Genomic DNA, 26,939 nt, shown 5'->3' with positions numbered 1-26,939 from the left:
GAGGATTATTAATAATCCTCTTTATTTATGTCAATATATTACCAATTTTATATTTAGCTTCTTCTTATTCTTATCTGAATAGCATTGTTTATAGGTTTTTCGCTTACAAAAATAAGATAGCCACCACCACCAGCACCACTGATCTTCCAGCCATTAACTTCATTCTTGTATGTATCTATAATTTCTAAGATGTCATTCGAAATCATATTAGGATACATTGCAATTTGTGCATCAAAACTTTGGATCATCGCTTTACCGAATACTTGAGCATCTTTATTCTTGATAGCCTGCCAACAATTAGTAGCTGCATCACTTAGTCTTTTAACATTCTCCGTGTTTATGTTAGTATCACTTAATACATCATAATCTTCATGACGAGGATATAGAGGTACTAGCCATAAGTGTTCTTCGATCCAATCAAGAGTATTATTATCCAGAACATTTTCTATTTCGGATGGCCAAAAGTTACCAGTATAATGAAACCTATTCAATCCGGGCATTGTTACTCCTAATGCATCTTGTGAACCGCTAACATATTTAGTGCCGGGAGGGTTCTCAAAGCAAAATAATGTTTTCGCTAATTTTTCTTTATCTCCAGAAGGTATATCCACTTGCCATAATTCAATAGCCTTTTTTCTAGAGCTGGTTGACATTCCGCTTCTATCATTAAACTCATAGTCAGGTTCTATGCAGATAGTTAGTACAGGTCCTGAATATAGTCCACTAACATTAGGTTGATCAAGCCAACCTCCTGCTAAATCTATACGGTATGGGATTCTACATTCCTCTCTTAAAGCTGTTGTTGATCTGCTTGGTAAATTTCCATGAGGAACTCTTTTGCTTACAACATATTCAATACCAAGTTTTTTGCATAATTCTTCTTTAATAGAGCTATGTCCGTCCGTATTGACAAAGAATATATCAGGTTTAAGTGTTTTTACTTCTTCAAGGAAATCAATAATTCCACTACCTTGATTAATCCAAGCATCTTTTACTGCCTTTAGAGATTTCACCATGTATAATCGTTCCTGATCATTATTAATGGTTTTTCGAGCTTTAAGTTCATTAATGGTTTTGTCTGAACCAATGCCCACGTATAAATCTCCAAGTGCAGCAGCTTCTTCAAAGAATGCCACGTGTCCACTATGGAGCATGTCATAACATCCACTTACAAATACCTTCTTCATATTTTCAGTTTAGTGTATAATCTTAAAGAAAACGTGTCAGATTATAATCGACAAGTTAATATATCTCTTACAACGTCGGGTGTAATATTCGATTTTTCACCTAAAGTCCATCCACGACCTAGTAATTTAGAACATACGTTATCAATAGAATCTTTATTTAACCCGTAATCGGATAAATGAGTTTTAATATTTATCCCTTCGAAAAAGTTTTCTACTGCTTTGATTGTGTTTTCAATGCGTTCCTCTCTAGAGAGATTATTATATATCCCGAATACTTCTTGACCCAATTGAAGTATTTTCTCTGCTTTTTGTTCTTTTAGAATAGTCATAACTCCAGGTAATACGATTGCTAGTGTTTGAGCATGATCTAGACCATATAAGGCAGTGAGTTCATGTCCTATTTGATGGGTAGCCCAATCTTCGGGTACACCACATCCAATCCATCCATTTAAAGCCCACGTTGAAGCCCACATAAGGTTAGCTCTTACATCATAATCATTTGGTGTTTCGAGTGCTTTGGGACCTTCTACAATTAGAGTTACAAGGATTGCTTCGGCAAATTTATCTTGTATCATTGCTCTAACTGGATAAGTTAGATATTGCTCAATAACGTGTACGAAAGCATCAGCAATACCATTGCTTATTTGTCGGGGAGGTAATGAGTAGGTAACTTCTGGATCAAGTATCGAAAATTTAGGATATACATGTGGCGATCCAAATGCTAACTTGTCTTGTGTAGCAACTTTAGTGATTACAGCACCTGCATTCATTTCTGATCCTGTTGCTGAAAGAGTAAGTACAACACCAAAAGGAATAGCAGCTTTTATTTTAGCATGCTTACTTAGAATATCCCATGGGTCATTGCCTTCAAAGCAAGCAGCTGCGGCAATAAATTTGGTCGCATCAACAACTGAGCCACCACCTACAGCAAGTAGATAATCAACCTTTTTTTCTTTTATATATGAAACAACCTCCATACAAGTTTCATAATGGGGATTTGCTTCAATACCTGAATACTCGAACCATTCGAAGGATGCTAGAGCCTTTGTTACTTGGTCGTATACTCCGTTTGATTTGATGCTGCCTCCACCATAAATGATAAGAACTTTGCTGTCCGCAGGAATTTCCTGAGTAAGGTCTTTTATGGTATCTTTTCCGAAGATAATTTTTACAGGATTGACAAAACTGAAGTTATTCATGTTTTATTTTTGTTTAGTAAAGTAATAAAAAAGGTCTGCTACCTTAATCCATTCTCATTATATTAGCACCAAGTTGATTTAGGCGAACATCAATGTTTTGATACCCTCTGTCTATTTGGTCAATATTATGGATTGTGCTTTTACCTTCTGCACACATTGCTGCAATAAGGAGGGCAATACCTGCGCGGATATCGGGCGATGTCATAGTTGTAGCACGCATTGATCGTCTACCTGTGCCAATAACCGTTGCTCGGTGAGGGTCACATAGAATAATTTGTGCTCCCATATCTATAAGCTTATCAACGAAGAATAATCGACTTTCAAACATCTTTTGGTGTATCAAAACACTACCTTGTGCTTGTGTGGCTACAACAAGCAGAACACTGATCAGGTCAGGAGTTAGTCCTGGCCATGGTGCATCAGCAATTGTAAGAATAGATCCGTCGATGAATGTATCAATCGTATAATCTTTATGTCTTGGAATATGAATGTCATCGCCTCTGCGCTCTAATGTTATTCCTAAACGGCGAAACGTATCTGGTATAATACCTAGCTCATCATATGCTACGTCTTTTATCGTAATTTCGGATCCTGTCATAGCAGCCATTCCAATAAAACTTCCAATTTCAATCATATCAGGTAGTATTCGATGGGTTGTTCCTCCTAAAGATTCAACACCTTCTATTCTGAGCAAATTAGATGCTATTCCAGTTATTTTAGCTCCCATGCGATTCAGCATTTTACAAAGTTGCTGTAAATATGGTTCGCAAGCTGCATTATATATAGTGGTTTCGCCTTCCGCTAAAACTGCTGCCATTATTATGTTGGCAGTACCTGTAACCGAAGCTTCATCCAAAAGCATGTATGCTCCTTTTAGTTTATCGGCGGTAATAGAATACATTTGCTTCTCATTGTCATAATTGAATTCAGCTCCTAGTTTTTGTATTCCTTCAAAATGGGTATCTAAACGGCGACGTCCAATTTTATCACCTCCGGGTTTAGGTAGTAAAGCCTTTCCGAATCGTGTAACTAATGGTCCTATTATCATAACAGAACCTCTTAATGATGCACTCTTCTTTAAAAATTCAGGGCTTTCAAGGTATGCCAAGTCTACACTGTCGGCTTTAAACGACCATGTGTTTTCATTTATTCGTTTTGTTGTAACACCCATATCTCCCAAAAGAGAAATAAGATTGTTAACATCTAATATATCAGGTATGTTTTCTATGATTACTTCTTCAGGAGTTAATAGTACAGCACAAATAATTTGTAGCGCTTCGTTTTTTGCGCCTTGTGGTGTAATTTCTCCATTTAGGCGACAACCGCCTTCTATAATAAATGATGCCATGGTATCTTCTTTTTAAGTAAAATATTTAATGATATATTGAAGGTATAATAGTTTATGGCTGTTATACTTACAAAGTGATAAAATTAGGACTAAAACCTTATAGTATTCTCACTTCGGGTTCTAAATTGATATTGAATTTGTCAGCAACGGCTTGTTGTATTTCTTTCATAAAAAAAACAATATCGTTACCATCCGTAGAACCGTAATTTACAATAATAAGAGCTTGTTTTGGATATGTACCTATTTGCCCGATTTGTTTCCCTTTATATCCGGCTCTGTCTATCAGAAATGCCGCAGATGTTTTGATTAAACCATTGGGCAATGGATAAAGAGGTAGATCTGGGTATTTTTTTGATATACTTTCTGCTACTTGTTCTGTAATATAAGGGTTTTTAAAAAAACTACCACAGTTAGGTAATTCTTTTTCATTTGGAAGTTTTCGTTGTCTGATACGAATAACTGCATCCCTTACCTCTCTGATTGTAGGTTCTGAAACATCTTCTAATTCTTTATTCAGATCTGCATATTTTGGTGTATAAGTATATGATCTGTTTAAAAGAAATACAACAGATATGATTATATAATTATCTTGTTTCTTAAAGATACTATCCCTATAACCAAACTCACATTCTGCATTTGAAAAGGAAACCACTTCTAATGTTTCCATATTAAGGGCAACCACTTCATGTATGCAGTCCTTAACTTCAGCTCCGTATGCACCTATGTTTTGAACAGGTGAAGCTCCTACAGTACCTGGTATATAAGATAGATTTTCTAAACCTGCATAACCTTTATCTACGCAGTATTCGACAAGGTTATCCCAGTCCTCTGATCCCATAACTTCTAGAAATACATGCTCAGAGTCGTCTGATTCATCTGAGACTTCTCTAATGCCAAGCATAGTGGGTTTGATAACCAATCCTTCAAAATTTTTAGTGAAGAATAGGTTACATCCTCCTCCTAAGATTAGCTTTGTTTCTAACGGATGATCACTCAAACACTGTCGAAGTTGCTTAATATCTGTAGGCTCACAAAATATCTTTGCTAAAGCTTCTGTGCGAAATGAATTATATGGTTTTAACTGCGTATTATATTGATACATGTCTTATATGGGATACTGTAAAATATTGCTATTTTGTTTTAATTTAAAGATAGAGCTTGTTTGGATAGATTATTTTCTATTTCTTTTTATTACAATTCCTGCTATACCTACTACAATAATTCCTCCGATTATCCACAGTATGATTTCCCAGTTATTGATAACGAATTTTATAATAAATATAAGAGCTATAATTACGGCAATTACACCACAGATCAACAGTCCCTTTTTTATGGTCTCTTTGTTCGATTGGGCTTCTATTTCCTTTATAGTACTCTCTTCATTTTGAATAGTGTTTACTGGCTTATTATTAATAGTAGTTACTTCTTCAAAATCAACATATTCTTTTTCTGTTTCGGGAGTAATGGCTACTTCTTCATAGTCAATATCTTCGGGTAGGAGCTTTTGTGGCTCACTGTTTTCTTGAACAGAAGATATAATTTCTTGTATTGGTTGGTTTTGCTCTGTAATTTGTTCTTGAATATCAGTTGTAGGGGTAGGGAGATGCTCCTTTATATCCTCCAACTCTATAATATCTTTTTCGATATTATTGTGAATCTGATTAGTTGGAGTGTTGCTTTCAGACAATCTGATAATTGTATCAACCCTCGAAGATGCAATTTTTGTATCAAAATCATTATTCTCAACCATTCTCAATAATTCATTCTCAATAGCGGGATACTTTTGTATCAGAGATCGACAGGCATCAGCAAAATCACGAAAACGATTGATTTTTTCAAGTTTTGCTCTCATTTCATCTCCACCTGAGGTAGATAGATCTAGTATCTTATCGGCAATAGCAGACTTTAGATTGTCCATAACAGTTATATACTGTAAATAATTATGTTACTATATTTAATTAACTCTCGTGAGTTTTTTGACATATAAAAAGCAATAAATTGCCCATAGACCCATTTATCTGTTTGAATACATTTGATCATAGTACTTCATATAGTCACCAGAAGTAACTTCTTCAACCCATTCTTGGTTATCCAAATACCAGCGAATTGTTTTTACAATGCCTTTGTCAAACATTGTTTCGGGTGTCCAGCCCAATTCTGTTGAAATTTTAGCAGGATCAATAGCATAACGTTGGTCGTGTCCCTGACGGTCTTTTACAAATATTATAAGATCATTATTCATCCATGATATATCTATTGTTCCATCCGAAAGAAGTTCTTTTTTCTTAAGGACAGATCGATATTGTGGTTCTTTTTCCATAATATCGTATATGGTTGATATAACAAGCTTTACTATATCAATGTTCTTTTTCTCATTATGTCCACCAATATTATATACCTCGTAGATGCGGCCTTTATTGACTACAATGTCAATAGCTTTGCAATGATCTTCTACATATAACCAGTCACGAACATTACTACCATCTCCATATACAGGAAGTTTTTTACCTTCAAGAATATTGCGGATAATGAGTGGTATAAGTTTTTCAGGGAAGTGGTATGGTCCGTAATTGTTAGAACAACGTGTAATATTTATTGGCATCTTATAAGTTTCGCCATATGCTTTAACTATAAGATCTCCTCCTGTTTTAGCTGCACTATATGGCGAACTAGGGTCAAGAGGTGTTGTTTCAGTAAAATAGCCTTCATCACCTAAAGATCCATATACCTCGTCGGTTGATACTTGCAAATACTTAACGCCTTCTTTCCAGATGGGATAGTTGTTGTCATCTTTACCATTAGACCAGTATTTTTTTGCTGTATCTAATAGGTTTTGTGTTCCTAATATATTTGTTTGAAGAAATATTTGAGGATTTTCGATGCTGCGGTCTACATGACTTTCCGCTGCAAAATTTACAACATAATCAATAGTATTCTCGCTGAATATTTTGTCAGTAACAGTATTGTCACAGATGTCTCCTTTTACAAATTTAACTCTGGCATCTTTTAGCTCTTCAGATAAAGTTCCTAAATTCCCTGCGTAGGTTAATGAATCTAGTATAATAATTTGTATATCTGAATATTTGGCTAACATGTATTTTACAAAGTTGGCCCCAATAAAGCCTGCTCCTCCTGTTACTAAGTAAGTCATTTATGTTGTATGTTTAATTAAACTCTAATTTTTATATAGAAAGTACAAATTTATAAATTAAATGTTTCAAATATTATGAGAGCTCTAATTTAGTCACAATAAACTTTGTTTATGTTACTTAAGAAATCTTATTGAACATGGAATGCTTTAGATATTTTGAATTGCACACCCGTGTTATCTCCAATCATATCTGACTTATCGTAAGAAAATGCTCCGGAAAATAGCCATCCTTGAAATTTATCATTGCTATAAGTTGTCTCAAGCATTGTTGAGAACTGATCGCGAATACTTCTGGATGGAATCAAAGGTGTTCCCCAACTTTGAGAGTAAGTAATCAGCGCTCTGTATTTTAAATTATCACATATATAACCTGTTATTCCTCCATGAAAAGAAGACAAGCGAGTATTATAAACGGTTAAAGAGCTACCATTATTGTATCTGGGAGATGTAAGTAATGGATTTCCCATAACAAATCCATAATTACTCAGGGATATATAGTCAACGTGATTATAATAATTGTCACCACCGCTTACTTGAACAGGTATTTCTTCGCTTTTGTCCCATAAGAATGGACCCGATTGATCTTTTGTGTGTAGGTATTCGAATAATAATCCTGTTATCCACCCTTTTTTAGTAAGATTAAGCTCTATACCGTATAGTCCATCAGGAACACTTTTGAAAAATAGTCCTGAATGGTCTTCAAAAAAACGTTCTACATATGCTTTAACGGTGTAGTCTTCTTTTCTGTAATTGGTTATAAAATGCAAGCTTCCATAGACATTACCTAATATACTAGCTTGATCTGTCATATTAGAGTCGCTACCTCCTGACATTGGTAATAAAACTCTGAAAAAATCTTTGAACCCGGCAGGACTACTCCATTTGTACTTTCCGTCTTTATAAAATTGACCTCCCCATTGAGTATCCATTTCTAGACCCATAATAAAGTTCCATACAGAATTATTTTCAAATTTCAGAAATCCGTATTTTCTATGATATAGAATTTCTTCGGCATAAGAACCGTCTGCTGCATTGTTTCGTTTAAATTTATCATCCATAAATCGACCATAAGAGATTCCACCCATTACTTCGAGGAGTCCTTTGGTATATGGTATGGATACAAAGTTAGGAAGACTGGCTTCTACCTGAGGAATTGGCCTTGCATTATTGGACAGGGTTAAACCTCCAGTACTAAGCAATTCGTTCTTGAATAGAGGTGCACGTTCTTTCGAACCTATAGAAAGTTTTACATTTTTGTAAGCAAAATCTGCATATAATTGTTGAAAGTGAAAATCGGAGTTTAAATTGTGTGCAGCAACAATGTCTACTCCCAGTTGAAGTTTTAGTTGGTCTGCTAATTTTTTCTTTGCAAAAGTTTGTACTCTAAGGTAGCCACTATTATTATCTGTAGCTCCTAAGCCATACATATTGTTGGTAAGCCAAAAAGGAGCATTATCATCACCCGAAAAAGTGCCTAAAGTTCCTATGTTTACATCTATAGCTGTTCTTTCTGATAAATTTTCATCTGTTTCTTGTGCAATACAAATAGAAGATGAGGCAATGTAAAGAAGAAAAAGTATCGAATATTGTTTCATGTTTAGCGTATCCTGTTTTCACAAATAAATAAGAGACAAATGTAATAAAAAAAGAGAGATAAGGTGTTGGGGCTCTTTTTTGTTTTTGGCAGTATGATATAATGAAGCGAGATGCTGTCAATTTTGGGGATTTATATTCGTTTTTTTATTATATTTGCGACAATTTTTTTACCAGAATAAAGTATTTGCTATGAGCCATAAGTTTACAGAATACAATAATTTCAATTTGTCTGATATAAATAAAGAAATATTAGATAAATGGAATCAGCATAACATATTTCAAAAAAGCTTGGAGATACGTGACGGTGCTCCAACGTTTGTGTTTTATGAAGGCCCCCCTTCAGCGAATGGTATGCCCGGTATTCACCACGTAATGGCTCGTACTATTAAAGATATATTTTGTCGTTTCAAAACGATGAAAGGTTTCTTAGTGAATCGTAAAGCCGGATGGGATACTCATGGTTTGCCTGTAGAGTTAAGTGTTGAAAAATCGTTGGGAATAACAAAAGAGGATATAGGTAAGAAAATATCCGTACAAGAATATAATGATGCCTGCCGCAAGGAGGTTATGAAGTATACGAAAGAGTGGGAAGATTTGACGACTAAAATGGGATATTGGGTGGATATGAACGATCCTTATATCACATATGATAATCGTTATATTGAAACTCTGTGGTATTTACTTAAGGATCTTTATAGTAAAGGATATTTATATAAAGGATATACTATACAACCTTATTCTCCGGCAGCGGGTACAGGACTTAGTTCTCACGAATTGAATCAACCTGGTACATATCGTGATGTAAAAGATACTACATGTGTTGCCCAGTTTAAAGCGATTGATACTAAACCAGAGATGAATGGTTTTGGTACTCCATACTTTTTGGCTTGGACAACTACTCCTTGGACTCTTCCTTCAAATACAGCTTTGGCTGTGGGTGGAGAAATAGAATATGTTGCTGTACAGACATACAATCCATATACAGGTGATAAGATGACTGCTATCGCAGCAAAATCTCTTATAGCTAGTCTTTTTAATCCTAAAGCAGCAGATTTACAACTTGATGATTATAAGCAAGGTGATAAACTGATACCTTATAAAGTAGTAGGAGAGTGGAAAGGTTCTGAATTAGCAGGAATGAAATACGAGCAGCTTATCCCTTGGGTAAATCCGGGAGAGGGTGCATTTAAAGTAATAACCGGAGACTTTGTTACAACAGAAGATGGTACAGGTATTGTACATATAGCGCCAACTTTTGGTGCAGATGATGCTAAAGTTGCTAAGGCTAACAATGTTCCTGCACTGATGTTGACGGATAAAGATGGTAATCTGCGTCCAATGGTTGACCTTACTGGTAAGTATTTCAAATTGGATGACCTTGATGCTAATTATGTAAAACAATCGGTGAATGTTGACCTATATAAAGAATATGCAGGGCGTTATGTGAAAAATGCTTATGATAACTCTTTAACCGAGGCAGATGCTACTTTAGATATAGATATATGTGTGATGCTTAAACAAGAGAATAAAGCATTCCGTATAGAAAAACATGTACATAATTACCCTCATTGTTGGCGTACAGATAAGCCTGTATTATATTATCCTTTGGATAGCTGGTTTATACGTACAACTGCTTGTAAAGATCAATTGATAGAGCTAAATCAAACAATTAACTGGAAACCTCAATCAACAGGTACAGGTCGTTTTGGTAAATGGTTAGAAAATCTACAAGATTGGAATTTAAGCCGTAGCCGTTACTGGGGTACTCCGTTACCTATCTGGAGATCAGAAGATGGTAAAGAGGAACTTTGTATTGGTTCGGTTAAAGAATTGTATGAAGAGATAGCTAAATCAATCAAGGCTGGATTCATGTCCGAAGAGCCTTGGGCTGGTTTTGAAATAGGCAACTTAGATAAAGAGAATTACGAGAAGATAGATCTTCATCGTCCTTATGTTGATAATATTATATTGGTATCGCCTTCGGGAAAACCGATGAAGCGTGAAACCGATTTGATCGATGTTTGGTTCGATTCGGGTGCTATGCCTTTTGCTCAGGTGTTTTATCCAAATATCAGTGCTGAGGAATTCGAGAAAATATATCCTGCTGATTTTATTGCAGAGGGTGTAGATCAAACCAGAGGTTGGTTCTTTACAATGCATGCTATATCAACCATGATAAATGGTCGTGTTGCATTTAAGAATGTTATATCGAATGGTTTGGTTTTAGATAAAAACGGAAACAAAATGTCTAAGCGTTTAGGCAATGGAGTTGATCCGTTCGAAACGATAGAAAAATATGGTTCAGACCCATTGCGTTGGTATATGATAACAAACGCTTCGCCTTGGGATAATCTGAAATTCGATACAGAAGGTATAGATGAGGTTCGTCGTAAGTTTTTCGGAACATTATACAATACTTATTCGTTCTTTGCATTGTATGCTAATGTGGATGGCTTTAATAACTCTCAACCTCAAATACCAATACGAGAGCGTCCAGAGATAGACCGTTGGGTTATGTCTCTGCTCAATACATTGGTGAAAGAAGTAGATGAATATTATGAAACCTATGAGCCTACAAAAGCAGGACGTGCTATATCTGATTTTGTAAACGATAACTTGAGTAATTGGTACGTTCGTTTAAACAGGAAACGCTTTTGGGGTGGCAGCATGACTGCAGATAAATTGTCAGCATACCAGACCCTTTACACTTGTTTAGAAACTGTAGCCAAACTGATGGCGCCTATAGCTCCTTTCTATGCTGATAAGTTATATCATGATCTGACAGTTGCTTGTGAACTTGATAGTGAAATATCGATCCACCTTGCAGACTTTCCGAAATATGATACTTCAGTTATTGATAAGGCATTAGAAGAGCGTATGCAAATAGCTCAAAGCATATCTTCTATGATATTAGCTTTACGTAGAAAAGTAAGTATAAAAGTACGTCAACCATTGATGCAGATAATGATTCCTGTATTGGATCAGCATCAACAAGATGCTATTGAGGCTGTGCGTGATCTTATACTGAACGAAGTTAATGTAAAAGAGCTCAAATATGTAGATAATGCAGCCGGTATATTGGTTAAGAAGGTTAAGCCTGATTTTAAGAAACTAGGACCACGCTATGGCAAGATAATGAAACAACTTGCAGCAGTAGTTCAGGTGATGGATCAGAATGCTATTTCTCAGCTAGAGTCTACAGGTTCATATACGTTTGATATAGAAGGTCAATCGGCTACTATTGAATTGGCAGATGTAGAAATTATCTCAGAGGATATAGAAGGATGGTTGGTAGCTAATGAAGGACGCTTAACAGTAGCATTGGATATTACTATTACAGACGATTTACGTAAGGAAGGAGTTGCCCGCGAATTGGTAAATCGTATACAAAATATTCGAAAATCGAATGGTTTTGATATTGTAGACCGTATAAAGGTAAAATTATCAGATTCTCAAGAAATCAGTAATGCAGTTAAAGAATATTATGATTATATTGCAGGACAGGTTCTAGCAGATGAAATTTCCTTGGAAGATACAGTCGACGGAATAGAAATAGATATGGATGATTTTGTATTAAACATATCTGTTGATAAGGTATAATACTAAAAATTAATATTAAACTCTAAAAGGTGAGCATTATGGGAGAAAAAACACGATACACAGATGAGGAATTAGAAGAATTCCGCGATCTGATTTTGGGGAAATTAGTAAAAGCCAAAGAAGAGTACGAAGCTCTAAAAGCATCTATAACAAACTCTGATGGTAATGATGTTACAGATACATCTCCAACATTTAAAGTTTTGGAAGAAGGTGCTTCTACTTTGTCAAAAGAAGAGGCTGGAAGATTGGCGCAACGTCAAATGAAATTTATCCAGAACTTGCAAGCAGCTCTTATTCGCATCGAAAATAAGACATATGGTATTTGCCGTGAAACAGGGAAATTAATTCCTAAAGAGCGTTTACGTGCAGTGCCTCATGCAACATTGAGCATCGAAGCAAAAAATGGAGGAGTTAAATAATAAATATCAATAATTAGAATATTTATAAAGGAAAAGTAGTAAGATTATTTTATAGTTTTACTGCTTTTTCTTCTCATGTTTATAGTTTAGACTTCAAGCTTATTTATTACAGCTTTACACTTGTCAGCTTTATTCATGATATAACATAGATAGTTTACTGTACTTATAAAAAGATTATGAATAAATTACCAAAAGGGCTAACAGCCATCTTAGTTGTTTTACTCGTTATAATAGCAGATCAGGTTCTAAAAATTTGGGTGAAAACTAATATGGCACTCTATGATAGTATTGATATTGCCAGTTGGTTTAAAATATACTTTGTGGAAAATAATGGTATGGCGTTTGGTATTGAAGTCATAGGTAAATTATTCTTGTCACTATTTCGTATTGTAGCGGTTTGTTTTATAGGATATTACTTATATCAATTAGTGAAGAGAAATTACGCTAATGGGTATATTGCTTGTATTGCATTGATATTAGCCGGAGCTTTAGGTAATATTATAGACAGTGTATTTTATGGTGAGATATTTACAGCTAGTTATCCGGGTCATGTAGCATCATTAGTTCCTTTTGGACAAGGATATTCGAGCATGTTGCATGGTAAAGTAGTAGATATGTTTTACTTTCCTCTGATACAGGGCGTATTTCCTCAGTGGGTGCCTGTATGGGGTGGTGAGGATTTTATCTTCTTCCGTCCTATATTCAATCTAGCAGATTCAGCTATAACAGTTGGTATTGTATTGTTACTAATCTTTTACCGTAAAACATTGCTAGAAACAATGCAAAAACCAGAAAATGCAGCATGAGAAAACGTAAGTTGACATGTTATCTATTGTCCTTTTTTATTAGTTCTGTAAGTGTGATCTCTTGCAGGGACGGTAAAGATGCCTTATCTCGTGACAAAATGGTTGAAGTTCTGCATGATATTCAATTAGCTGAAGCCATCTATCAAAATAAATATAACGATTTTAGAGACAAAGAGCAAAAGGATGCCCTTATACAAGGTATTCTCAATAAACATGGTATAACTCAGGCTGAATTAGACTCTTCATTGGTTTGGTATGCTGATAATGCGGAAATATATATGAAAGTAAATGATTCCGTTATTTCTTCATTAAAAACAGAAGTAGAGCATCTAAGTAAAACATTCTCTCGAGGTTTAGGTGCCTCAAATGTAAATAATTCGATATTACCTTCTTTCTTTTATTTATCAGGCTATGTGCCAACACTAACTTTTGATATTGATTCTGTTCGTATTCATAATTATCCTAACTTCTCATTAGAGTTTAATACACTAGGTCTTCAAGAGCAAATGAAAGCTGAGTTAGAGGTAGTGTTTGAATATAAGGATACTACTATCACTAAGTATCAGTCTTTGAATAAAGATGCCCAATTTAGGGTATTAGGTGATACTCTTCCTCTCAAAAATATTTCGGGATATATTCATATAGATGCTCGAAATTCGATTGACAAAAAAGTCTTACTTTACAATATTGTTTTGAAGAATATTGAAACTCCAAAAGATAGCACAACTGTTAATAAAGTTGATTCTTTAGCTATTAAATAAGCTTTATAGGAAATTTTCTATTTCTCTATTGGGAGAAAGTAGATCAGATTAAAATCTAAAAAGGAATATCTTCTTAATTTGGGGCTCTGTTATATAAGTATGCTGCTATACCTACGAATATAACGTTAGGTATCCAAGCAGCGATTAAAGGGCTAACAGCTCCCGATACAGCAAAGGTAGAACTTAGAGTTAAGAATAGAATGTACGATACACTCAGAAGAAGCCCTATCCCAATATTTAACCCCATACCTCCTTTTACTTTTCGTGACGATAGTGAAGCTCCAATAATGGTTAATATGAATGCTGAAGCTATAGAAGCGAATCTTTTATGATACTCTATCTCGAATGCCTGTATGTTGCCGATTCCTCTGTCTTTTTGACGTTGAATATGTTTGTGTAGAGCAGGCGTAGTCATTTGCTCAAAGTCATTGCTGGAGATAAGGAAATCACTAGGTACAATAGTCAGTACTGTATCAATTTTACTACCTGTTGTAATATGTTCTCTCATTCCATCAAATTCACGAATAGAGTAGTCGTAAATAGTCCAATTATATAATGAATCGTATTGAATACGATTAGCTGTAAGGCGTGAGGCTAATTCTTTACCTTCGAATTTATCTAATGAAAAATAGAATCCCATTTTATCATTATTGTCGTATCTGTTGAAGTAAGCTATAACTCCCGGTTCTATTTGAATTTGGATACGCTCAGCATATGTAACAGCTTTATTCTTGATGTATTTATTCATGAAGTTTATCCGCACCACATTTGCAGGAGGAATAATAAAACTACTAAGAGCAAAGCTTATAAGGGCAATAACACCTGCTGATATAAGGTAAGGTTTCATGAGCCTTTTAAAGCTCATCCCTGAGGCTAACATCGCTATTATCTCTGAATTATCAGCAAGTTTGGATGTGAAAAATATAACAGAGATAAAAACGAATAATGCACTGAATAGATTTATGTAATAGGGGATAAAATTCAGATAATAACTGAATATTATAGCTTTTACGGGTGCATCGTTTTTTAGAAATTTATCAAGTTGTTCGTTAAAGTCAAATACTACGGCAATAGATATGATAAGCACAATGGAGAATACATAAGTCCCCAAAAAGTTTTTAATAATATATCTGTCTAATATAGTAAGCATTAACTCAAAGTGTTATAATCGTCGTGTAACGTCTTCTATAATGGAAGCTTTCCAGCTGATAAAGTCTCCTGTAATAATGTGTTTGCGAGCCTCTTTAACCAACCATAAATAGAAAGCTAAGTTATGTATAGATGCGATTTGTAGAGCAAGAATTTCGTTAACAATAAATAAATGTCTTAGATATGCTTTGCTATATAGTGTATCTACGAATGAAGCACCTTCGGGGTCTATTGGCGAAAAGTCATTAGCCCATCTCTTGTTCTTCATATTCATAATACCATGACGGGTGAAAATTTGACCATTACGTCCATTTCTAGTTGGCATAATACAGTCAAACATATCTACTCCACGTTCTATGGCTTCCAAAAGATTAGCAGGAGTACCAACTCCCATCAAATAACGAGGTTTGTCTTGTGGTAATATTTCATTGACAATCTCAATCATCTCGTACATTTTCTCAGTAGGTTCTCCCACTGCCAGACCACCTATGGCATTACCTTCTGCTCCTTTCGATGCTACATTTTCGGCAGCACGTTTTCTTAGATCAGGATAAACGCAACCTTGTACAATCGGAAATAAAGCTTGTTTATATCCATAAGTACATTCAGTTTCGTTAAATCTTGTAATGCATCGATCGAGCCATCTCTCCGTAAGATCAAGAGATTTCTTTGCATAGCTATATTCAGCATCTCCGGGTGTACACTCGTCAAATGCCATCATAATATCAGCACCTATGGTTCTTTCTATGTCCATAACCCTTTCTGGTGTGAACATGTGCTTAGAGCCATCTATATGAGAACGAAAGATTGCTCCTTCTTCTGTCAGTTTACGATTATGGGCTAAAGAGAATACCTGAAAACCTCCGCTATCTGTAAGAATAGGTTTATTCCAACTATTAAATTTATGCAATCCACCTGCTTGCTCTAGTATTTCTAACCCCGGACGCAGGTATAAATGATATGTATTGCCCAATATGATTTGTGCTTTAATATCATTTTCGAGTTCGGGCATATGTACTGCTTTCACTGCACCTTGTGTGCCTACGGGCATAAAAATAGGAGTTTCAATCTGTCCGTGATCGGTGGTAATTAACCCTGCACGAGCTTTAGATTGAACATCGGTATGTTGAAGTTCAAATTTCATTCTTAATTTCTCTGAGTATTCAGGATTTTCATTATTTGTTAGACGTAGAATCTTCTTGTTGACTTTCTAAATCAACTAATTGTACAAGAACTATTGAAGTCTTGTTTTTCTTTAAAACAGAAAATTCGTATCCTTCTGCTTCAAGTTTGTCGTGAGTATTGGGGATTCTACCAAACTTATCAATTAAATATCCTGCAAGGGTATCGTATTGTTTAGCTTTATCGATAGAGTGGGGTAGCTGATTATTTATATCACTTATAGCAGCAGTAGCGATTACTGAGTAAATATTATCAGATATTTTTTCAACAAATGGAATCTCATTGTCGTATTCATCTTGTATCTCACCTACCAATTCTTCAAGAATATCCTCCATGGTAATGATACCTTCGATACCTCCATATTCGTTCAACACCATAGCAATTTGCTGGTGCTTTATTTGGAATTCTTTTAGTATTTGTCCGATGCGTTTAGTCTCAGGAACAAAAGATACAGGTCTCACGATAGGGCGAATATCAACCTCTCCGTTTTGACGCATTTTCTTAAGGATATCTTTGAGGTGAACTATCCCTATAATATTATCGATACTGTCTTCGTAACAAGGTATACGCGAGAAACCATCTTCGATGACAGTCTCTAAAGTCTCGGCATCGTAGTCGTTAACATCAATTGCTAAAACTTGTGTACGAGGAACCATTACTTGTCGGGCTGTACGCTCAGAGAAATCAAAAGCGTTTTTGATAATATCATAATTGGAATCCTCTATATTACCGCTTTCGCGTACTTGATCAACCAAATATTTTAATTCGTCACTACTATATGATTCAGTTTCTGAAGCAGTGTGTAGTCCGAACATTTTAAGTATCAGATTTGCAAATCCGTTTAGTAACCAAATAAATGGGCGACAGATCCAGTAAAAGCCTTGTAGTGGATATGAGATAAACAAAGTTGTTTGCTCAGGTCTTAATATAGCCAACGATTTAGGAGCAAGCTCACCGAACACTATATGAAGAATGGTGATGATAAGGAAAGCTACAGGTAATGCTATGCCGTGTGCTAATTCGGGGCTTACGTTTACACCAACCAATTCCATAAAACTGATTATCATTTTGGAAACTACGGGTTCTCCTATCCAACCTAATGCAAGACTGGATAATGTAATACCTAATTGTGTAGCGGCCAGATATGCATCCAGATGGCTGACGATATGTTTTGAAAGAATCGCAAAGCGATTGCCTTCTTGCGCTTTAAGTTCTAATTGTGAGCTTCTTACTTTGACTATAGCAAATTCGGCAGCCACAAAAAAACCATTGAAGAATACAAAAAGAAGAGTAATAAGAATGTTAGATATCATATATCTATTAAAATGATGATATTACAAAGATAATACAATTGTGGTTTCACCAAAAGGATTGATTATAATTTCGGATTAATATTTTGCTTTAGCGGTGATATGTTTGATTTCGATCTTGAATACTGCTGTTCTGTTCCACGACTTATCCATGTACTTTTCTGCAATTTCCTCAAACCCTGCAGAATATTTCTTTACCAGAAGACGTAGAGCTTTTCTCTTTTCATCATCCGATAAATCTATATGAGCATCACCAAAGGCTATAACACTTTCGTAAAGCGTAGTAAATTCATTTGCTATGGGGTTTGTTTTTCCAACTACACAAAACGAAATCTTATTATTCTTTTTTATTTCATCGAGTTTCTGTCCTTCAAGCGCACAATGAAAGAATAAAGAATTAGTTTCCTCCTCATAAGCATAGCTAATTGGTATACCATATGCATAGCCATTCTCGGATGTGCCTAATGATAAGAATCCAAATTCGGATGTGTTAAGTAGTTCCGTAATCCGATCTCCTTCTAATACACGGTTTTGTCGTCTTATTTCTCGAAACATAGTTTAGTATATTTGTTTGATTATGTCTACTTTGAGTCCTTCTATTTTTCCGGCTATAGCTTTTTTGAATTCATCAAAATGAGTGCTGGCATTATGAAGGTCAATAGCTTCCTGCGATTTCCACACTTCAAGAATCGTATATTCCAAAGGGTTTATAGTATTTTGGTGTAAATCATACGAAACATTTCCTTCTTCTTTTCGAGTAGCATTTACTACATTTTGTAGTGCGACTAATACCTCTTCTTTATTATCTGATTTAACAGTAATAGTTGCAACGATCTTTAATTCAGCCATTTTATCTTTAATTTATTGTGTTTTTATCTTTTCGTTTTCCGATTTTATATAAATATATAACTAAGCTTAATAGAGAAACGATTGATAGAATAAGAGAAATGCGTTGTAGAGAAGTTCCGTTATACCACACCTCTATTTTTCCCGATGTTGGTATTGTTACTTCAAGTAATCCATCTCCGCCCTGTTTAACCTCTAGTTCTTTTCCATCTAAAGTTGCTTTATAGCCTTTATAATAGAGTAGGGGTAGTGTTACTTTTTCGGGCTCATTTAGTTTAAGGTCGAAACTCAATTTGGATTTTAATCTATTGATATTCGTAATTGTGCTATTGATAGTATCTACAACATTAATTGTCTGTCCTCTATCTATGATAAATTCTATTCTGTATCTTATATCTTCTGTTTCCACTGAGGGTATTGAACTGGGTAGATATTCTGCGCCAACTATTTCTAAATCATCCAAATTATAATCTCCTGTATTGCTTATATTATATATGTTATAACCTAGATAAACTCCTCCTGATGTCTTTAAAGATAAGGTTATCCCCCCAATAATTAAGCATATAAATAATAAAGTTCTATTTGTTTGTCTACCAATGATAGTCATATAAATTGCGCCTGAGCAAGCTAATAAGAAACTGGCAGGTTGTAAAAGTCTAAAAGGAAATTGTAGGATTGCTAATTTGTTGAATGGGAATGTATACCAAGGAAATTGATCTGTAACTGCAAAAATAAGAATGAATCCGCAAATCATTGATATATCGGCAAATTTAAGGAAGGGATGTTTCCCTTTGATTCCTATGCGAAATAGAAGAGGTATAATTAATAATATTCCAATACTCTCTATTCTTAATTTCTGGTCTGTTAATCCGCTAAACATACCCCAGAGAATGCGGCGTACAGCAAAAGACTGTGGACCTATTTCTGTGGCTAGCGGATGTGTTTGGAAGTAAAACGAATTGTCTGCTAACTGCTCAAACATAGGGAGGAGAAAGAATAAAGAAAGTAAAAGAGAAACAAATCCCGCTATGCCTAAGTAAATTAATCTGGCAGGTGTTTTTATAATCGTTTTATAGCAGATAAGTAAAGTGATACACACCACCAAGAAAATAAGAAAAGCTGATAGTAGATGTGTATATATGAGACATGTGAAACCAATAGTTATAATGTACCATTTTCGTTTAAAGTCTCCGTAGAGAATTTCATACAATCCCCAGAAGATAATAGGCAAAAAAGTAAAAGAGATAAATTCGCCTAGTGCTCCTCTATATGAAAAATCGATAATTCGATATAATGCGAAGGTGTATAAAAGAGAAAAGAGAAAAGCCATTGCATTATCCTTGGTTACTTTTCGAATGCACCAATAGGATAAGATTCCACAGAGAATTGTATGGGTAAATATAATAAGCTTATAAGATGATGCCAATCCTATTAGAGGGATGCAAAAGGCAAAAGGGATAAGCATAAAATCGGGATAAAACAGATTTGCTGCATACCCATATTCGTTTAAAGTATGTGCATTGATGTAAAATGGAAATGTTCCAAATTCAATAGACTGAATAATAGCATAAAATCTATTCGCATGAAACATCAGATCAGTACCTCCTGCCGTAACTGTTTCGTCAGGGAAATACCAAGCCATCATTGCTATTGACAATAGAACTAAAACAGCGATGAATAATATAAACTGATATCGTTGATTATTCCCGATGAAGTTAGATGTCTTGTTATAGAAACTTGAAATATTATCTTTTAATTTGAGAAGGTTCATTTGAATGTGCTGGAATGTTTGATATAGTCTATTATTTCATGAACAAGAATAATTGCTTCTTGTTCAATTTTTGAAGTCAAGATATCGAGTTCGTTAAAGTCGGGGTTTTCAACCAATATTACCTCGAGAACTGAATATTTGGGCATGGCTATTTGCTCTTTATTCCATGGGCTTGTTTTTAATAAATTCCAATAGTTTTTTTGAATTTCTAAATTTTGTCCCATCAGCCAAAGTTCGAATCTAACTTTTTTATGATTTAGTACAATTCCAAACCTTAACTTTTGCTCTCTTAGAAAGTCATTAAAAAAAGGGAAATAGGTAAAGTCCATATAACCAGGAGAAATATTTCCAAAAAGAAACTCATCTGATAATCTTTTTGAAAAATGAGACTTTAAAGCCATCACATATTTTACCAATCCTTCGTAAGCCTTTTGAATATCTTCTTTTTGTAATTGTTCCTTGTAAACAGTAATGTAATCACTAAAATTCTTCATTTCTAATAACTTTTAGTATTATCTAATAATTTCGATCATTAAGAAAACAAGAATACTCAATAAAAGCTACTATCTATGATCTTATTTGATTTAATCTTATTCCCACTGAGATTTACTGATTCGGAAACTAAACCTATAACAATACTATTAGAGTAGTTATGGGTCTGTAAATTATGAATTTTAGTTTGGTAGAATGAACCTAAATATCCCACCCGTAATGTCACTTTAGAAACAGGTATGTCTGCGGTAAAGTACGTTCTTAAGGCTCTTTGATTGTGTAATGATGCAAAATTAATTACATCAACACTGTTACCTAAAGATATTTCATAATAAGACTGTCCGTAATGTGGTGAGAATAAAATACCCAATACCGGTGCATCTATTTGCCCACGGAAAGTGATGTTCTTCCAACTATAAAAAGCAATTGCAGATAGGTTTATATTACTATAAGCTCTGGCTGAAGCCGGATTGTTTGAATTTCGCTGATTGTATAGTACACCTCCGCTAATATTCCATAGACCTCCGGCCGAAAATCTGAATTTGTCAGTTTTAATGAGATTATAGTGTCCTCCAAGAGTATATCCCAACAGTACCGAATACTGATCGGCATTTCCTATTGGATTTTTAGTTGTGGTTACCTCTAGGTCTATGAGTTGTTGTTTAGTGAAATTATTATTGAACCACGATGTTTTTCTCATTCGTTCATTCATTAAACGAAAAGACGTTCCTGTATATTTGAGAGGCGATAGATAGGTGTCATACAAATTACTACTACCTACTCCTATGAGAGTAGCATTATTGGTCGACCTGATTTTTTCGTTAACATCTTGGGCATACAATGAGTTTGTACTGAATAAGCAATACGCCATACAAAGGCTTAAAAGAATTCGATATATACTCATGTTGATGAATTTTATTTTTATTCAAAATCAATCTTCTTCTGTCCCGTTAACTCATCCAATGCATCCTCGTCATCAATTTCTACTGCAAAAGAGCCTTCCTCTTCTTCCTCAACCTCTTTTTTCTCAGGGAATCGTGTAGGCTCAAGTTCTCTTACTTTACTTATCTCATAAGTAGAAACACGTTTTCCTTTGGCTTTGAAGCTTTTTTCGGATATAAATTCTTCAGCATCAATAATTAGTGTGCCTCTGTAACTGTCATTTCCTCCAAATACAACTTCTATTCGAGGATAAACAATATCAGTAAGTAAATATAGTTTAGAAGCATTGTTGTCTCCCAAGAAATTTTGAACCTTACTTGATGCTTCGAAAGAGAAACGTTTCAAATATATATATTCTTGGTCGGCATCAAATAAAACAGCAGTCCAGACTTTACTTTCATCAAATTTTTCAATCTTAAGAATACCACTTTCGTAGTGATTACTTAAGTCAAAATTGGTAGTATAAAAATCGCCGTTCTCTTTCACTACAAGAATTTGCTCCTCGCTTTGGAATTCTCCCAGATAATTACCTCTTTCGTCATAATTGAGACGTAAAACATCAGGATCGAACCATACTTTTCGTCCACCTAAAGTAGATTTACCCTTTTGTTTTAAAGTAATCTTATGCACTTCGGCTTTTGTGAGTAGGTTACCCATCGATTGACGTCCTTTTATTGCTATCTGACTAAAGTCTTTTTCGAATAATTGTACTTTTTGTCTAGCCTTAGGCTTTAAAAGGATACGCACAGTCTCCGCTTCTCCATTGGGGTTTGCGCTGAAATATACAATGCGTGAACCTTCGTCACCCATAGTAACATCATATTCTTTGTCTCGGGTAACGCCGGTTACTGCAAAACGTTTTATATAGTGCGGTCCGGTTTTACCTTGTTTGTATATTGCATTATAGATGGTACGCTTGTCGTTCTTCTTGAAAACGTTAACATACAATACATTCTTTCCGACAAACATTTTATCGCTAACCTTCACCACTTTGTATTTACCATCTTTAAAGAAGATAATAACATCGTCAATATCAGAACAGTTACAGATAAACTCATCTTTTTTGAGTGATGTACCTATAAATCCTTCTTCGCGATTTATATATAGCTTTTCGTTGGCTTCAACAACTTTAGATGCTTCAATAGTATCGAAGTTGCGAATCTCAGTCATACGAGGATGATTCTTTCCGTATTTTTCTTTGAGCATTATAAACCAATCAATCGTATAATTTACAATGTCGGCTAGATTACGCTCAATTTCTTCAATTTCCGATTTGTATCTGGCAATAAGCTCATCAGCTTTATCTGAGTTGAATTTTAGGATACGTCCCATTTTGATTTCCATCAATCTGAGAATATCCTCACGTGTAATTTCTCTGATAAAAAGCTTAGTAAAAGGAATCAAACGTTTGCTGATATGTTCTATTGCAGCATCTATGTCAGCCGAATCTTCAAATCCTTTATCCTTGTATATGCGTTCTTCTATGAATATCTTTTCAAGAGATGAGAAGTGTAATGTTTCTTCGAGTTCGCCTTTATGAATTTCAAGTTCCCAACGTAACAAATTAAGTGTGTTGTCCGTGTTGTCACGAAGAATACTGCTTACAGTTAAGAAGTGAGGCTTATTCTCAGAGATTACACAACAGTTGGGCGAAATACTGATTTCGCAATCAGTAAAAGCATATAGTGCATCAATCGTTTTGTCTGACGATACTCCTGCTGCTAAATGGATATGTATTTCTACATTCAGAGCTGTTATGTCATCAACCTTACGAATCTTTATTTTTCCTTTATCATTGGCTTTCAATATCGATTCTACGACCGAACTTGTGGTTCTGCCATAAGGAATGTCTGTTATTACAAGAGTTTTATTATCAAGCTTTGATATTTTGGCTCTTACCTTTACTGCCCCCCCTCTTTCTCCATCGTTATAGCGGCTTACATCTATATAACCTCCTGTTTGAAAATCAGGATATAGAGTAAACTCTTTACCTCTTAAGCAAGCTATGGAGGCATCACATAAATCATTGAAGTTGTGAGGTAGTATTTTGGATGCTAAACCAACAGCAATACCTTCAACTCCTTGTGCTAATAATAAGGGGAATTTAACGGGTAGTGTAATTGGTTCTTTATTTCGGCCGTCATAAGACGATTTCCACTCAGTTGTTTTGTTATTAAACGCTATTTCGAGAGCAAATTTAGATAAACGTGCCTCAATATAACGAGGTGCAGCAGCTCCGTCGCCAGTTAAAATATTACCCCAGTTACCCTGACAATCCACTAAAAGATCTTTTTGTCCGAGTTGTACTAAGGCATCACCAATAGATGCATCACCGTGAGGGTGAAATTGCATCGTATGACCTATAACGTTGGCTACTTTGTTGTATCGTCCGTCATCCATTCTTTTCATCGAATGCAGTATACGGCGTTGTACAGGCTTTAGTCCATCTGCTATATGTGGAACGGCGCGTTCCAATATTACATACGAGGCATAATCTAAAAACCAGTTTTGGTACATCCCCGATAGGTGTAGCTGGTTTTCACCATCTTTTGTTGGGATTTTGTACTCAGAACGGGATGATGTTTCATTCTCATCATCCGATTGATTAGAAGTTACACTTTCATCTAAGTCGTTAGTCTCGTCTTCAATAATATCTTCAGGAAGCATATAAGTAGTTTAATAAACAGATCTGATAAATCAAAAATTACTCAAAGATAATTTTTTTTACTTTGATAACAAAGCGGTTTGCCTTCGTATAATTGACAATTGAATCCCTAATGTGAGAATAATTACTAATTGGATTATAAATAGTAATTGCTTGTTATAATTTTATATAGATGAGCCAATCTTTAAGGTTATTTGCTTATTTTTGAATATTGCACCTTTAAGTATTTAATTCTATGAAAAAGACACTTTTTATTTTAGCTGCAACTTTGGTAATTTTAGTTTCGGGCTGTCAGCAACCTCAACTAACTCTGTTTGTATCACCTTCTGGTAATGATGATAATCCGGGAACAAAAGAACAGCCTTTTGCCTCCTTGGAGAAAGCTACAAAAACGGCTTCTGCTTTTGCCGGCAAGGAAGCGATTACTATTTCTTTAAGAGAAGGAGTACATTATATTACAGAACCTATACTTTTAACGTCTACTAATTCGGGAACAAAAGATTGCCCTATAGTTTTCAGTTCTTACTCTGATGAGCATGCAGTTATTAGTACAGCAAAGCCTTTAACTAATTTAGATTGGAAAGAGTACAAAGAGGGCATTTGGGAGACTAAGATTGATGAGCCGTTGCTTTTTGATCAACTATATGTTAATGGAGAGAAGCAGCATATGGCCAGATACCCGAACTATAATAAAGAGGTGCGTCATTTTAATGGTTTTTCAAAAGATGCTATTTCATCTGAGAGAGTAAAAAAGTGGACTAATCCTGCAGGAGGGTTTGTACATGCAATGCATAAGCACGAGTGGGGAGGATACCAATACTTAATAACGGGGAAAGATAAATCAGATAATTTGATTCTGGAAGGAGGTTTTCAGAATAACCGACAAATGGGGATGCACGATAGTTATCGGATGGTCGAGAATATATTTGAGGAGTTGGATTCAGAAAATGAGTGGTATTATAGTAAGGAAAATAAGACATTGTATTTTTATCCTCCGAAAGATTTAGATTTGAAAACTGCACTAATTGAAATACCACAACTTGAGAGTATTTTTATATTGAAAGGTACGGAGGAATCTCCTGTAAAATATATAGAAATAAAGAATCTGGAATTGAGGCAAACTTTACGTACCTTTATGGAAACAAAAGAACCTCTTCTTAGAAGTGATTGGACTATTTATCGCAGTGGTGCTATAAAATTGGAGGGTACCGAAAATTGTCTGGTTGAAAACTGCTTTATAAACTCGATAGGTGGTAACGCAATCTTCTTTTCTAATTATAATAGAAATGATAGGGTTGAAAATAATCATATAACTAATATCGGAGCAAGTGGGGTTTGTTTTGTGGGATCTCCTACGGCGGTTCGTTCTCCTCGTTTTGAGTATAACGAATTTATATCATGGGATAAAGTAGATACTGTAAAAGGTCCAGTCAATAATAATTATCCTAGTTTGTGTGTTGTAGATAATAATCTAATATACAATATTGGTACAGTTGAGAAGCAGGTTGCAGGTGTCCAAATTTCGATGTCTAAAAATATAACTGTAAGTCATAATAGTATTTATGATATGCCTCGTGCCGGAATAAACATTAGCGAAGGTACATGGGGAGGACATATTATAGAGTGGAATGATGTTTTTGATACGGTGCAGGAAACGGGCGATCATGGATCCTTTAATTCGTGGGGACGCGATAGGTTTTGGTATGCAGATAGAGGAATGATGGATTCTTTAAGTGCCAAATATCCTCAAGCTGTGCTCTGGGATGCTATTGAGACCACAATTATAAGGAATAATCGTTGGCGGTGTGATCATGGTTGGGATATAGATTTAGATGATGGATCGTCAAATTATCATATTTATAATAATTTGTGTTTCAATGGGGGTATTAAGTTAAGAGAAGGTTTTCATCGTAAAGTTGAAAATAATATAATGGTTAATAACTCGTTTCATCCGCACGTTTGGTTCGCAAATTCTAAGGATACTTTCAGATATAACATTGTTACAAAGGCTTATTTGCCGATTCGGGTAAAAGATTGGGGTGATGAGATTGATTATAATTTCTTTCCTGATTTAGCGTCTTTGAAAGCGTCTCAGGAGAACGGAACAGATAATCATTCAAAGGCTGGTAATCCAATGTTTATTAATCCTGAAATAGGAGATTATAGGGTTAAAGATAATTCTCCAGCTTTGGAAGTTGGCTTTAAGAACTTCGAGATGAATAAATTCGGAGTGCAATATGATAAATTGAAAAAAATAGCTAAAATGCCGGACTTTCCCGATTTTAAAATCTCAAATGATTTAGGAAATGTAGATGAAATATATGATTGGTTGGATGCTAAGTTTAAAAACTTAAGTACCGAAGGCGAACGATCGGCTACAGGAATGGATGATATTAAAGGAGTTCTTATTCGTAAATTAGAGGAGAATTCTATTTTAGCACGATTTGGATTGAAAGAGAATGATGTCATTCTAAAATATAATAGGGGAGATATTGATAAATGGACAGATTTGGAG

Annotated in this window: 21 protein-coding genes; 5 read left to right on the top strand and 16 right to left on the bottom strand. The window is 35.0% G+C overall.

The window, feature by feature from the left end; all coding sequences use genetic code 11:
- Positions 1 to 53: 53 nt before the first annotated feature.
- The 7 genes from HGC4_RS04160 to HGC4_RS04130 form a co-directional block, all read right to left on the bottom strand.
- Positions 54 to 1,187 carry an adenylyltransferase/cytidyltransferase family protein gene (locus tag HGC4_RS04160; protein WP_050708866.1) on the bottom strand — a complete coding sequence of 378 codons (1,134 nt, stop codon included), beginning with the start codon at positions 1,185 to 1,187 and terminating at the stop codon, positions 54 to 56.
- 41 nt (positions 1,188 to 1,228) lie between these two features.
- Positions 1,229 to 2,386: an iron-containing alcohol dehydrogenase gene (locus tag HGC4_RS04155; protein WP_050708865.1), complete on the bottom strand. Its 1,158-nt coding sequence runs from the start codon at positions 2,384 to 2,386 to the stop codon at positions 1,229 to 1,231.
- A 43-nt stretch (positions 2,387 to 2,429) separates the two neighbouring features.
- Positions 2,430 to 3,734 (bottom strand): UDP-N-acetylglucosamine 1-carboxyvinyltransferase, encoded by a 1,305-nt coding sequence (gene murA / locus HGC4_RS04150; protein WP_050708864.1) that lies wholly within the window; start codon positions 3,732 to 3,734, stop codon positions 2,430 to 2,432.
- A 97-nt stretch (positions 3,735 to 3,831) separates the two neighbouring features.
- Positions 3,832 to 4,836, bottom strand: a complete 1,005-nt coding sequence (murB, locus tag HGC4_RS04145; protein WP_050708863.1) for a UDP-N-acetylmuramate dehydrogenase — start codon at positions 4,834 to 4,836, stop codon at positions 3,832 to 3,834.
- Between the two features lie 69 nt (positions 4,837 to 4,905).
- Positions 4,906 to 5,652 carry a hypothetical protein gene (locus tag HGC4_RS04140; RefSeq protein WP_050708862.1) on the bottom strand — a complete coding sequence of 249 codons (747 nt, stop codon included), beginning with the start codon at positions 5,650 to 5,652 and terminating at the stop codon, positions 4,906 to 4,908.
- A 96-nt stretch (positions 5,653 to 5,748) separates the two neighbouring features.
- A complete protein-coding gene (rfbB, locus tag HGC4_RS04135) occupies positions 5,749 to 6,885 on the bottom strand; it encodes a dTDP-glucose 4,6-dehydratase (protein ID WP_050708861.1) in 1,137 nt (378 codons plus the stop codon).
- A gap of 128 nt (positions 6,886 to 7,013) precedes the next feature.
- Positions 7,014 to 8,480 carry a capsule assembly Wzi family protein gene (locus tag HGC4_RS04130; protein ID WP_050708860.1) on the bottom strand — a complete coding sequence of 489 codons (1,467 nt, stop codon included), beginning with the start codon at positions 8,478 to 8,480 and terminating at the stop codon, positions 7,014 to 7,016.
- Positions 8,481 to 8,670: 190 nt separating this feature from the next.
- On the opposite strand from HGC4_RS04130, the gene ileS reads away from it, so the two are divergent.
- The 4 genes from ileS to HGC4_RS04110 all read left to right on the top strand — a co-directional run bounded on the left by ileS (position 8,671) and on the right by HGC4_RS04110 (position 14,067).
- A complete protein-coding gene (gene ileS, locus HGC4_RS04125) occupies positions 8,671 to 12,081 on the top strand; it encodes an isoleucine--tRNA ligase (RefSeq protein WP_050708859.1) in 3,411 nt (1,136 codons plus the stop codon).
- Between the two features lie 38 nt (positions 12,082 to 12,119).
- Positions 12,120 to 12,500 (top strand): TraR/DksA family transcriptional regulator, encoded by a 381-nt coding sequence (locus tag HGC4_RS04120; RefSeq protein WP_050708858.1) that lies wholly within the window; start codon positions 12,120 to 12,122, stop codon positions 12,498 to 12,500.
- Between the two features lie 176 nt (positions 12,501 to 12,676).
- On the top strand, positions 12,677 to 13,306 hold the full coding sequence (locus tag HGC4_RS04115) for a lipoprotein signal peptidase (RefSeq protein WP_050708857.1): 630 nt from the start codon (positions 12,677 to 12,679) through the stop codon (positions 13,304 to 13,306).
- Positions 13,303 to 14,067, top strand: a complete 765-nt coding sequence (locus HGC4_RS04110) for a DUF4296 domain-containing protein (protein ID WP_050708856.1) — start codon at positions 13,303 to 13,305, stop codon at positions 14,065 to 14,067. Before HGC4_RS04115 ends, HGC4_RS04110 begins: the two co-directional genes overlap by 4 nt.
- Positions 14,068 to 14,140: 73 nt before the next feature.
- Here the strand turns inward: HGC4_RS04110 and HGC4_RS04105 are convergent, their stop codons facing one another.
- From HGC4_RS04105 to HGC4_RS04065, 9 genes are all read right to left on the bottom strand, one after another.
- Positions 14,141 to 15,217, bottom strand: a complete 1,077-nt coding sequence (locus HGC4_RS04105; protein ID WP_050708855.1) for an LptF/LptG family permease — start codon at positions 15,215 to 15,217, stop codon at positions 14,141 to 14,143.
- Positions 15,218 to 15,229: 12 nt separating this feature from the next.
- Positions 15,230 to 16,360: a tRNA guanosine(34) transglycosylase Tgt gene (gene tgt, locus HGC4_RS04100; protein ID WP_050708854.1), complete on the bottom strand. Its 1,131-nt coding sequence runs from the start codon at positions 16,358 to 16,360 to the stop codon at positions 15,230 to 15,232.
- Positions 16,361 to 16,391: 31 nt separating this feature from the next.
- The gene (locus HGC4_RS04095; RefSeq protein WP_050708853.1) at positions 16,392 to 17,711 is read right to left on the bottom strand and encodes a hemolysin family protein; all 1,320 of its coding nucleotides are present in this window, start codon (positions 17,709 to 17,711) and stop codon (positions 16,392 to 16,394) included.
- Positions 17,712 to 17,786: 75 nt separating this feature from the next.
- Positions 17,787 to 18,263, bottom strand: a complete 477-nt coding sequence (locus HGC4_RS04090; RefSeq protein ID WP_050708852.1) for a pyridoxamine 5'-phosphate oxidase family protein — start codon at positions 18,261 to 18,263, stop codon at positions 17,787 to 17,789.
- 3 nt (positions 18,264 to 18,266) lie between these two features.
- Positions 18,267 to 18,557: a putative quinol monooxygenase gene (locus HGC4_RS04085; protein WP_050708851.1), complete on the bottom strand. Its 291-nt coding sequence runs from the start codon at positions 18,555 to 18,557 to the stop codon at positions 18,267 to 18,269.
- 7 nt (positions 18,558 to 18,564) lie between these two features.
- Positions 18,565 to 20,325 carry a glycosyltransferase family protein gene (locus HGC4_RS04080; protein ID WP_050708850.1) on the bottom strand — a complete coding sequence of 587 codons (1,761 nt, stop codon included), beginning with the start codon at positions 20,323 to 20,325 and terminating at the stop codon, positions 18,565 to 18,567.
- Positions 20,322 to 20,819, bottom strand: a complete 498-nt coding sequence (locus HGC4_RS04075) for a DUF7000 family protein (RefSeq protein WP_050708849.1) — start codon at positions 20,817 to 20,819, stop codon at positions 20,322 to 20,324. Before HGC4_RS04075 ends, HGC4_RS04080 begins: the two co-directional genes overlap by 4 nt.
- Positions 20,820 to 20,875: 56 nt before the next feature.
- Positions 20,876 to 21,721 carry a DUF3316 domain-containing protein gene (locus tag HGC4_RS04070; RefSeq protein ID WP_082204065.1) on the bottom strand — a complete coding sequence of 282 codons (846 nt, stop codon included), beginning with the start codon at positions 21,719 to 21,721 and terminating at the stop codon, positions 20,876 to 20,878.
- 17 nt (positions 21,722 to 21,738) lie between these two features.
- The gene (locus HGC4_RS04065; RefSeq protein WP_050708847.1) at positions 21,739 to 24,426 is read right to left on the bottom strand and encodes a DNA gyrase/topoisomerase IV subunit A; all 2,688 of its coding nucleotides are present in this window, start codon (positions 24,424 to 24,426) and stop codon (positions 21,739 to 21,741) included.
- 233 nt (positions 24,427 to 24,659) lie between these two features.
- Here HGC4_RS04065 and HGC4_RS04060 point away from each other — a divergent pair.
- A partial coding sequence (locus tag HGC4_RS04060; protein WP_050708846.1) for a right-handed parallel beta-helix repeat-containing protein occupies positions 24,660 to 26,939 on the top strand: 2,280 nt, incomplete at its 3' end.

Origin of the sequence: Dysgonomonas sp. HGC4 (assembly GCF_001261715.1) — a bacterium.
Lineage (GTDB): Bacteria > Bacteroidota > Bacteroidia > Bacteroidales > Dysgonomonadaceae > Dysgonomonas_A.
Note: the sequence above shows the minus strand (reverse complement) of the source record. Positions and strands in the feature narration are given on the sequence as shown.

Bases quoted from the DNA above. Each gene is read 5' to 3' on its own strand.
- HGC4_RS04160 (WP_050708866.1), bottom strand. From the start codon at position 1,187: ATGAAGAAGGTATTTGTAAGTGGATGTTATGACATGCTCCATAGTGGA.
- HGC4_RS04155 (WP_050708865.1), bottom strand. From the start codon at position 2,386: ATGAATAACTTCAGTTTTGTCAATCCTGTAAAAATTATCTTCGGAAAA.
- murA (WP_050708864.1), bottom strand. From the start codon at position 3,734: ATGGCATCATTTATTATAGAAGGCGGTTGTCGCCTAAATGGAGAAATT.
- murB (WP_050708863.1), bottom strand. From the start codon at position 4,836: ATGTATCAATATAATACGCAGTTAAAACCATATAATTCATTTCGCACA.
- HGC4_RS04140 (WP_050708862.1), bottom strand. From the start codon at position 5,652: ATGGACAATCTAAAGTCTGCTATTGCCGATAAGATACTAGATCTATCT.
- rfbB (WP_050708861.1), bottom strand. From the start codon at position 6,885: ATGACTTACTTAGTAACAGGAGGAGCAGGCTTTATTGGGGCCAACTTT.
- HGC4_RS04130 (WP_050708860.1), bottom strand. From the start codon at position 8,480: ATGAAACAATATTCGATACTTTTTCTTCTTTACATTGCCTCATCTTCT.
- ileS (WP_050708859.1), top strand. From the start codon at position 8,671: ATGAGCCATAAGTTTACAGAATACAATAATTTCAATTTGTCTGATATA.
- HGC4_RS04120 (WP_050708858.1), top strand. From the start codon at position 12,120: ATGGGAGAAAAAACACGATACACAGATGAGGAATTAGAAGAATTCCGC.
- HGC4_RS04115 (WP_050708857.1), top strand. From the start codon at position 12,677: ATGAATAAATTACCAAAAGGGCTAACAGCCATCTTAGTTGTTTTACTC.
- HGC4_RS04110 (WP_050708856.1), top strand. From the start codon at position 13,303: ATGAGAAAACGTAAGTTGACATGTTATCTATTGTCCTTTTTTATTAGT.
- HGC4_RS04105 (WP_050708855.1), bottom strand. From the start codon at position 15,217: ATGCTTACTATATTAGACAGATATATTATTAAAAACTTTTTGGGGACT.
- tgt (WP_050708854.1), bottom strand. From the start codon at position 16,360: ATGAAATTTGAACTTCAACATACCGATGTTCAATCTAAAGCTCGTGCA.
- HGC4_RS04095 (WP_050708853.1), bottom strand. From the start codon at position 17,711: ATGATATCTAACATTCTTATTACTCTTCTTTTTGTATTCTTCAATGGT.
- HGC4_RS04090 (WP_050708852.1), bottom strand. From the start codon at position 18,263: ATGTTTCGAGAAATAAGACGACAAAACCGTGTATTAGAAGGAGATCGG.
- HGC4_RS04085 (WP_050708851.1), bottom strand. From the start codon at position 18,557: ATGGCTGAATTAAAGATCGTTGCAACTATTACTGTTAAATCAGATAAT.
- HGC4_RS04080 (WP_050708850.1), bottom strand. From the start codon at position 20,325: ATGAACCTTCTCAAATTAAAAGATAATATTTCAAGTTTCTATAACAAG.
- HGC4_RS04075 (WP_050708849.1), bottom strand. From the start codon at position 20,819: ATGAAGAATTTTAGTGATTACATTACTGTTTACAAGGAACAATTACAA.
- HGC4_RS04070 (WP_082204065.1), bottom strand. From the start codon at position 21,721: ATGAGTATATATCGAATTCTTTTAAGCCTTTGTATGGCGTATTGCTTA.
- HGC4_RS04065 (WP_050708847.1), bottom strand. From the start codon at position 24,426: ATGCTTCCTGAAGATATTATTGAAGACGAGACTAACGACTTAGATGAA.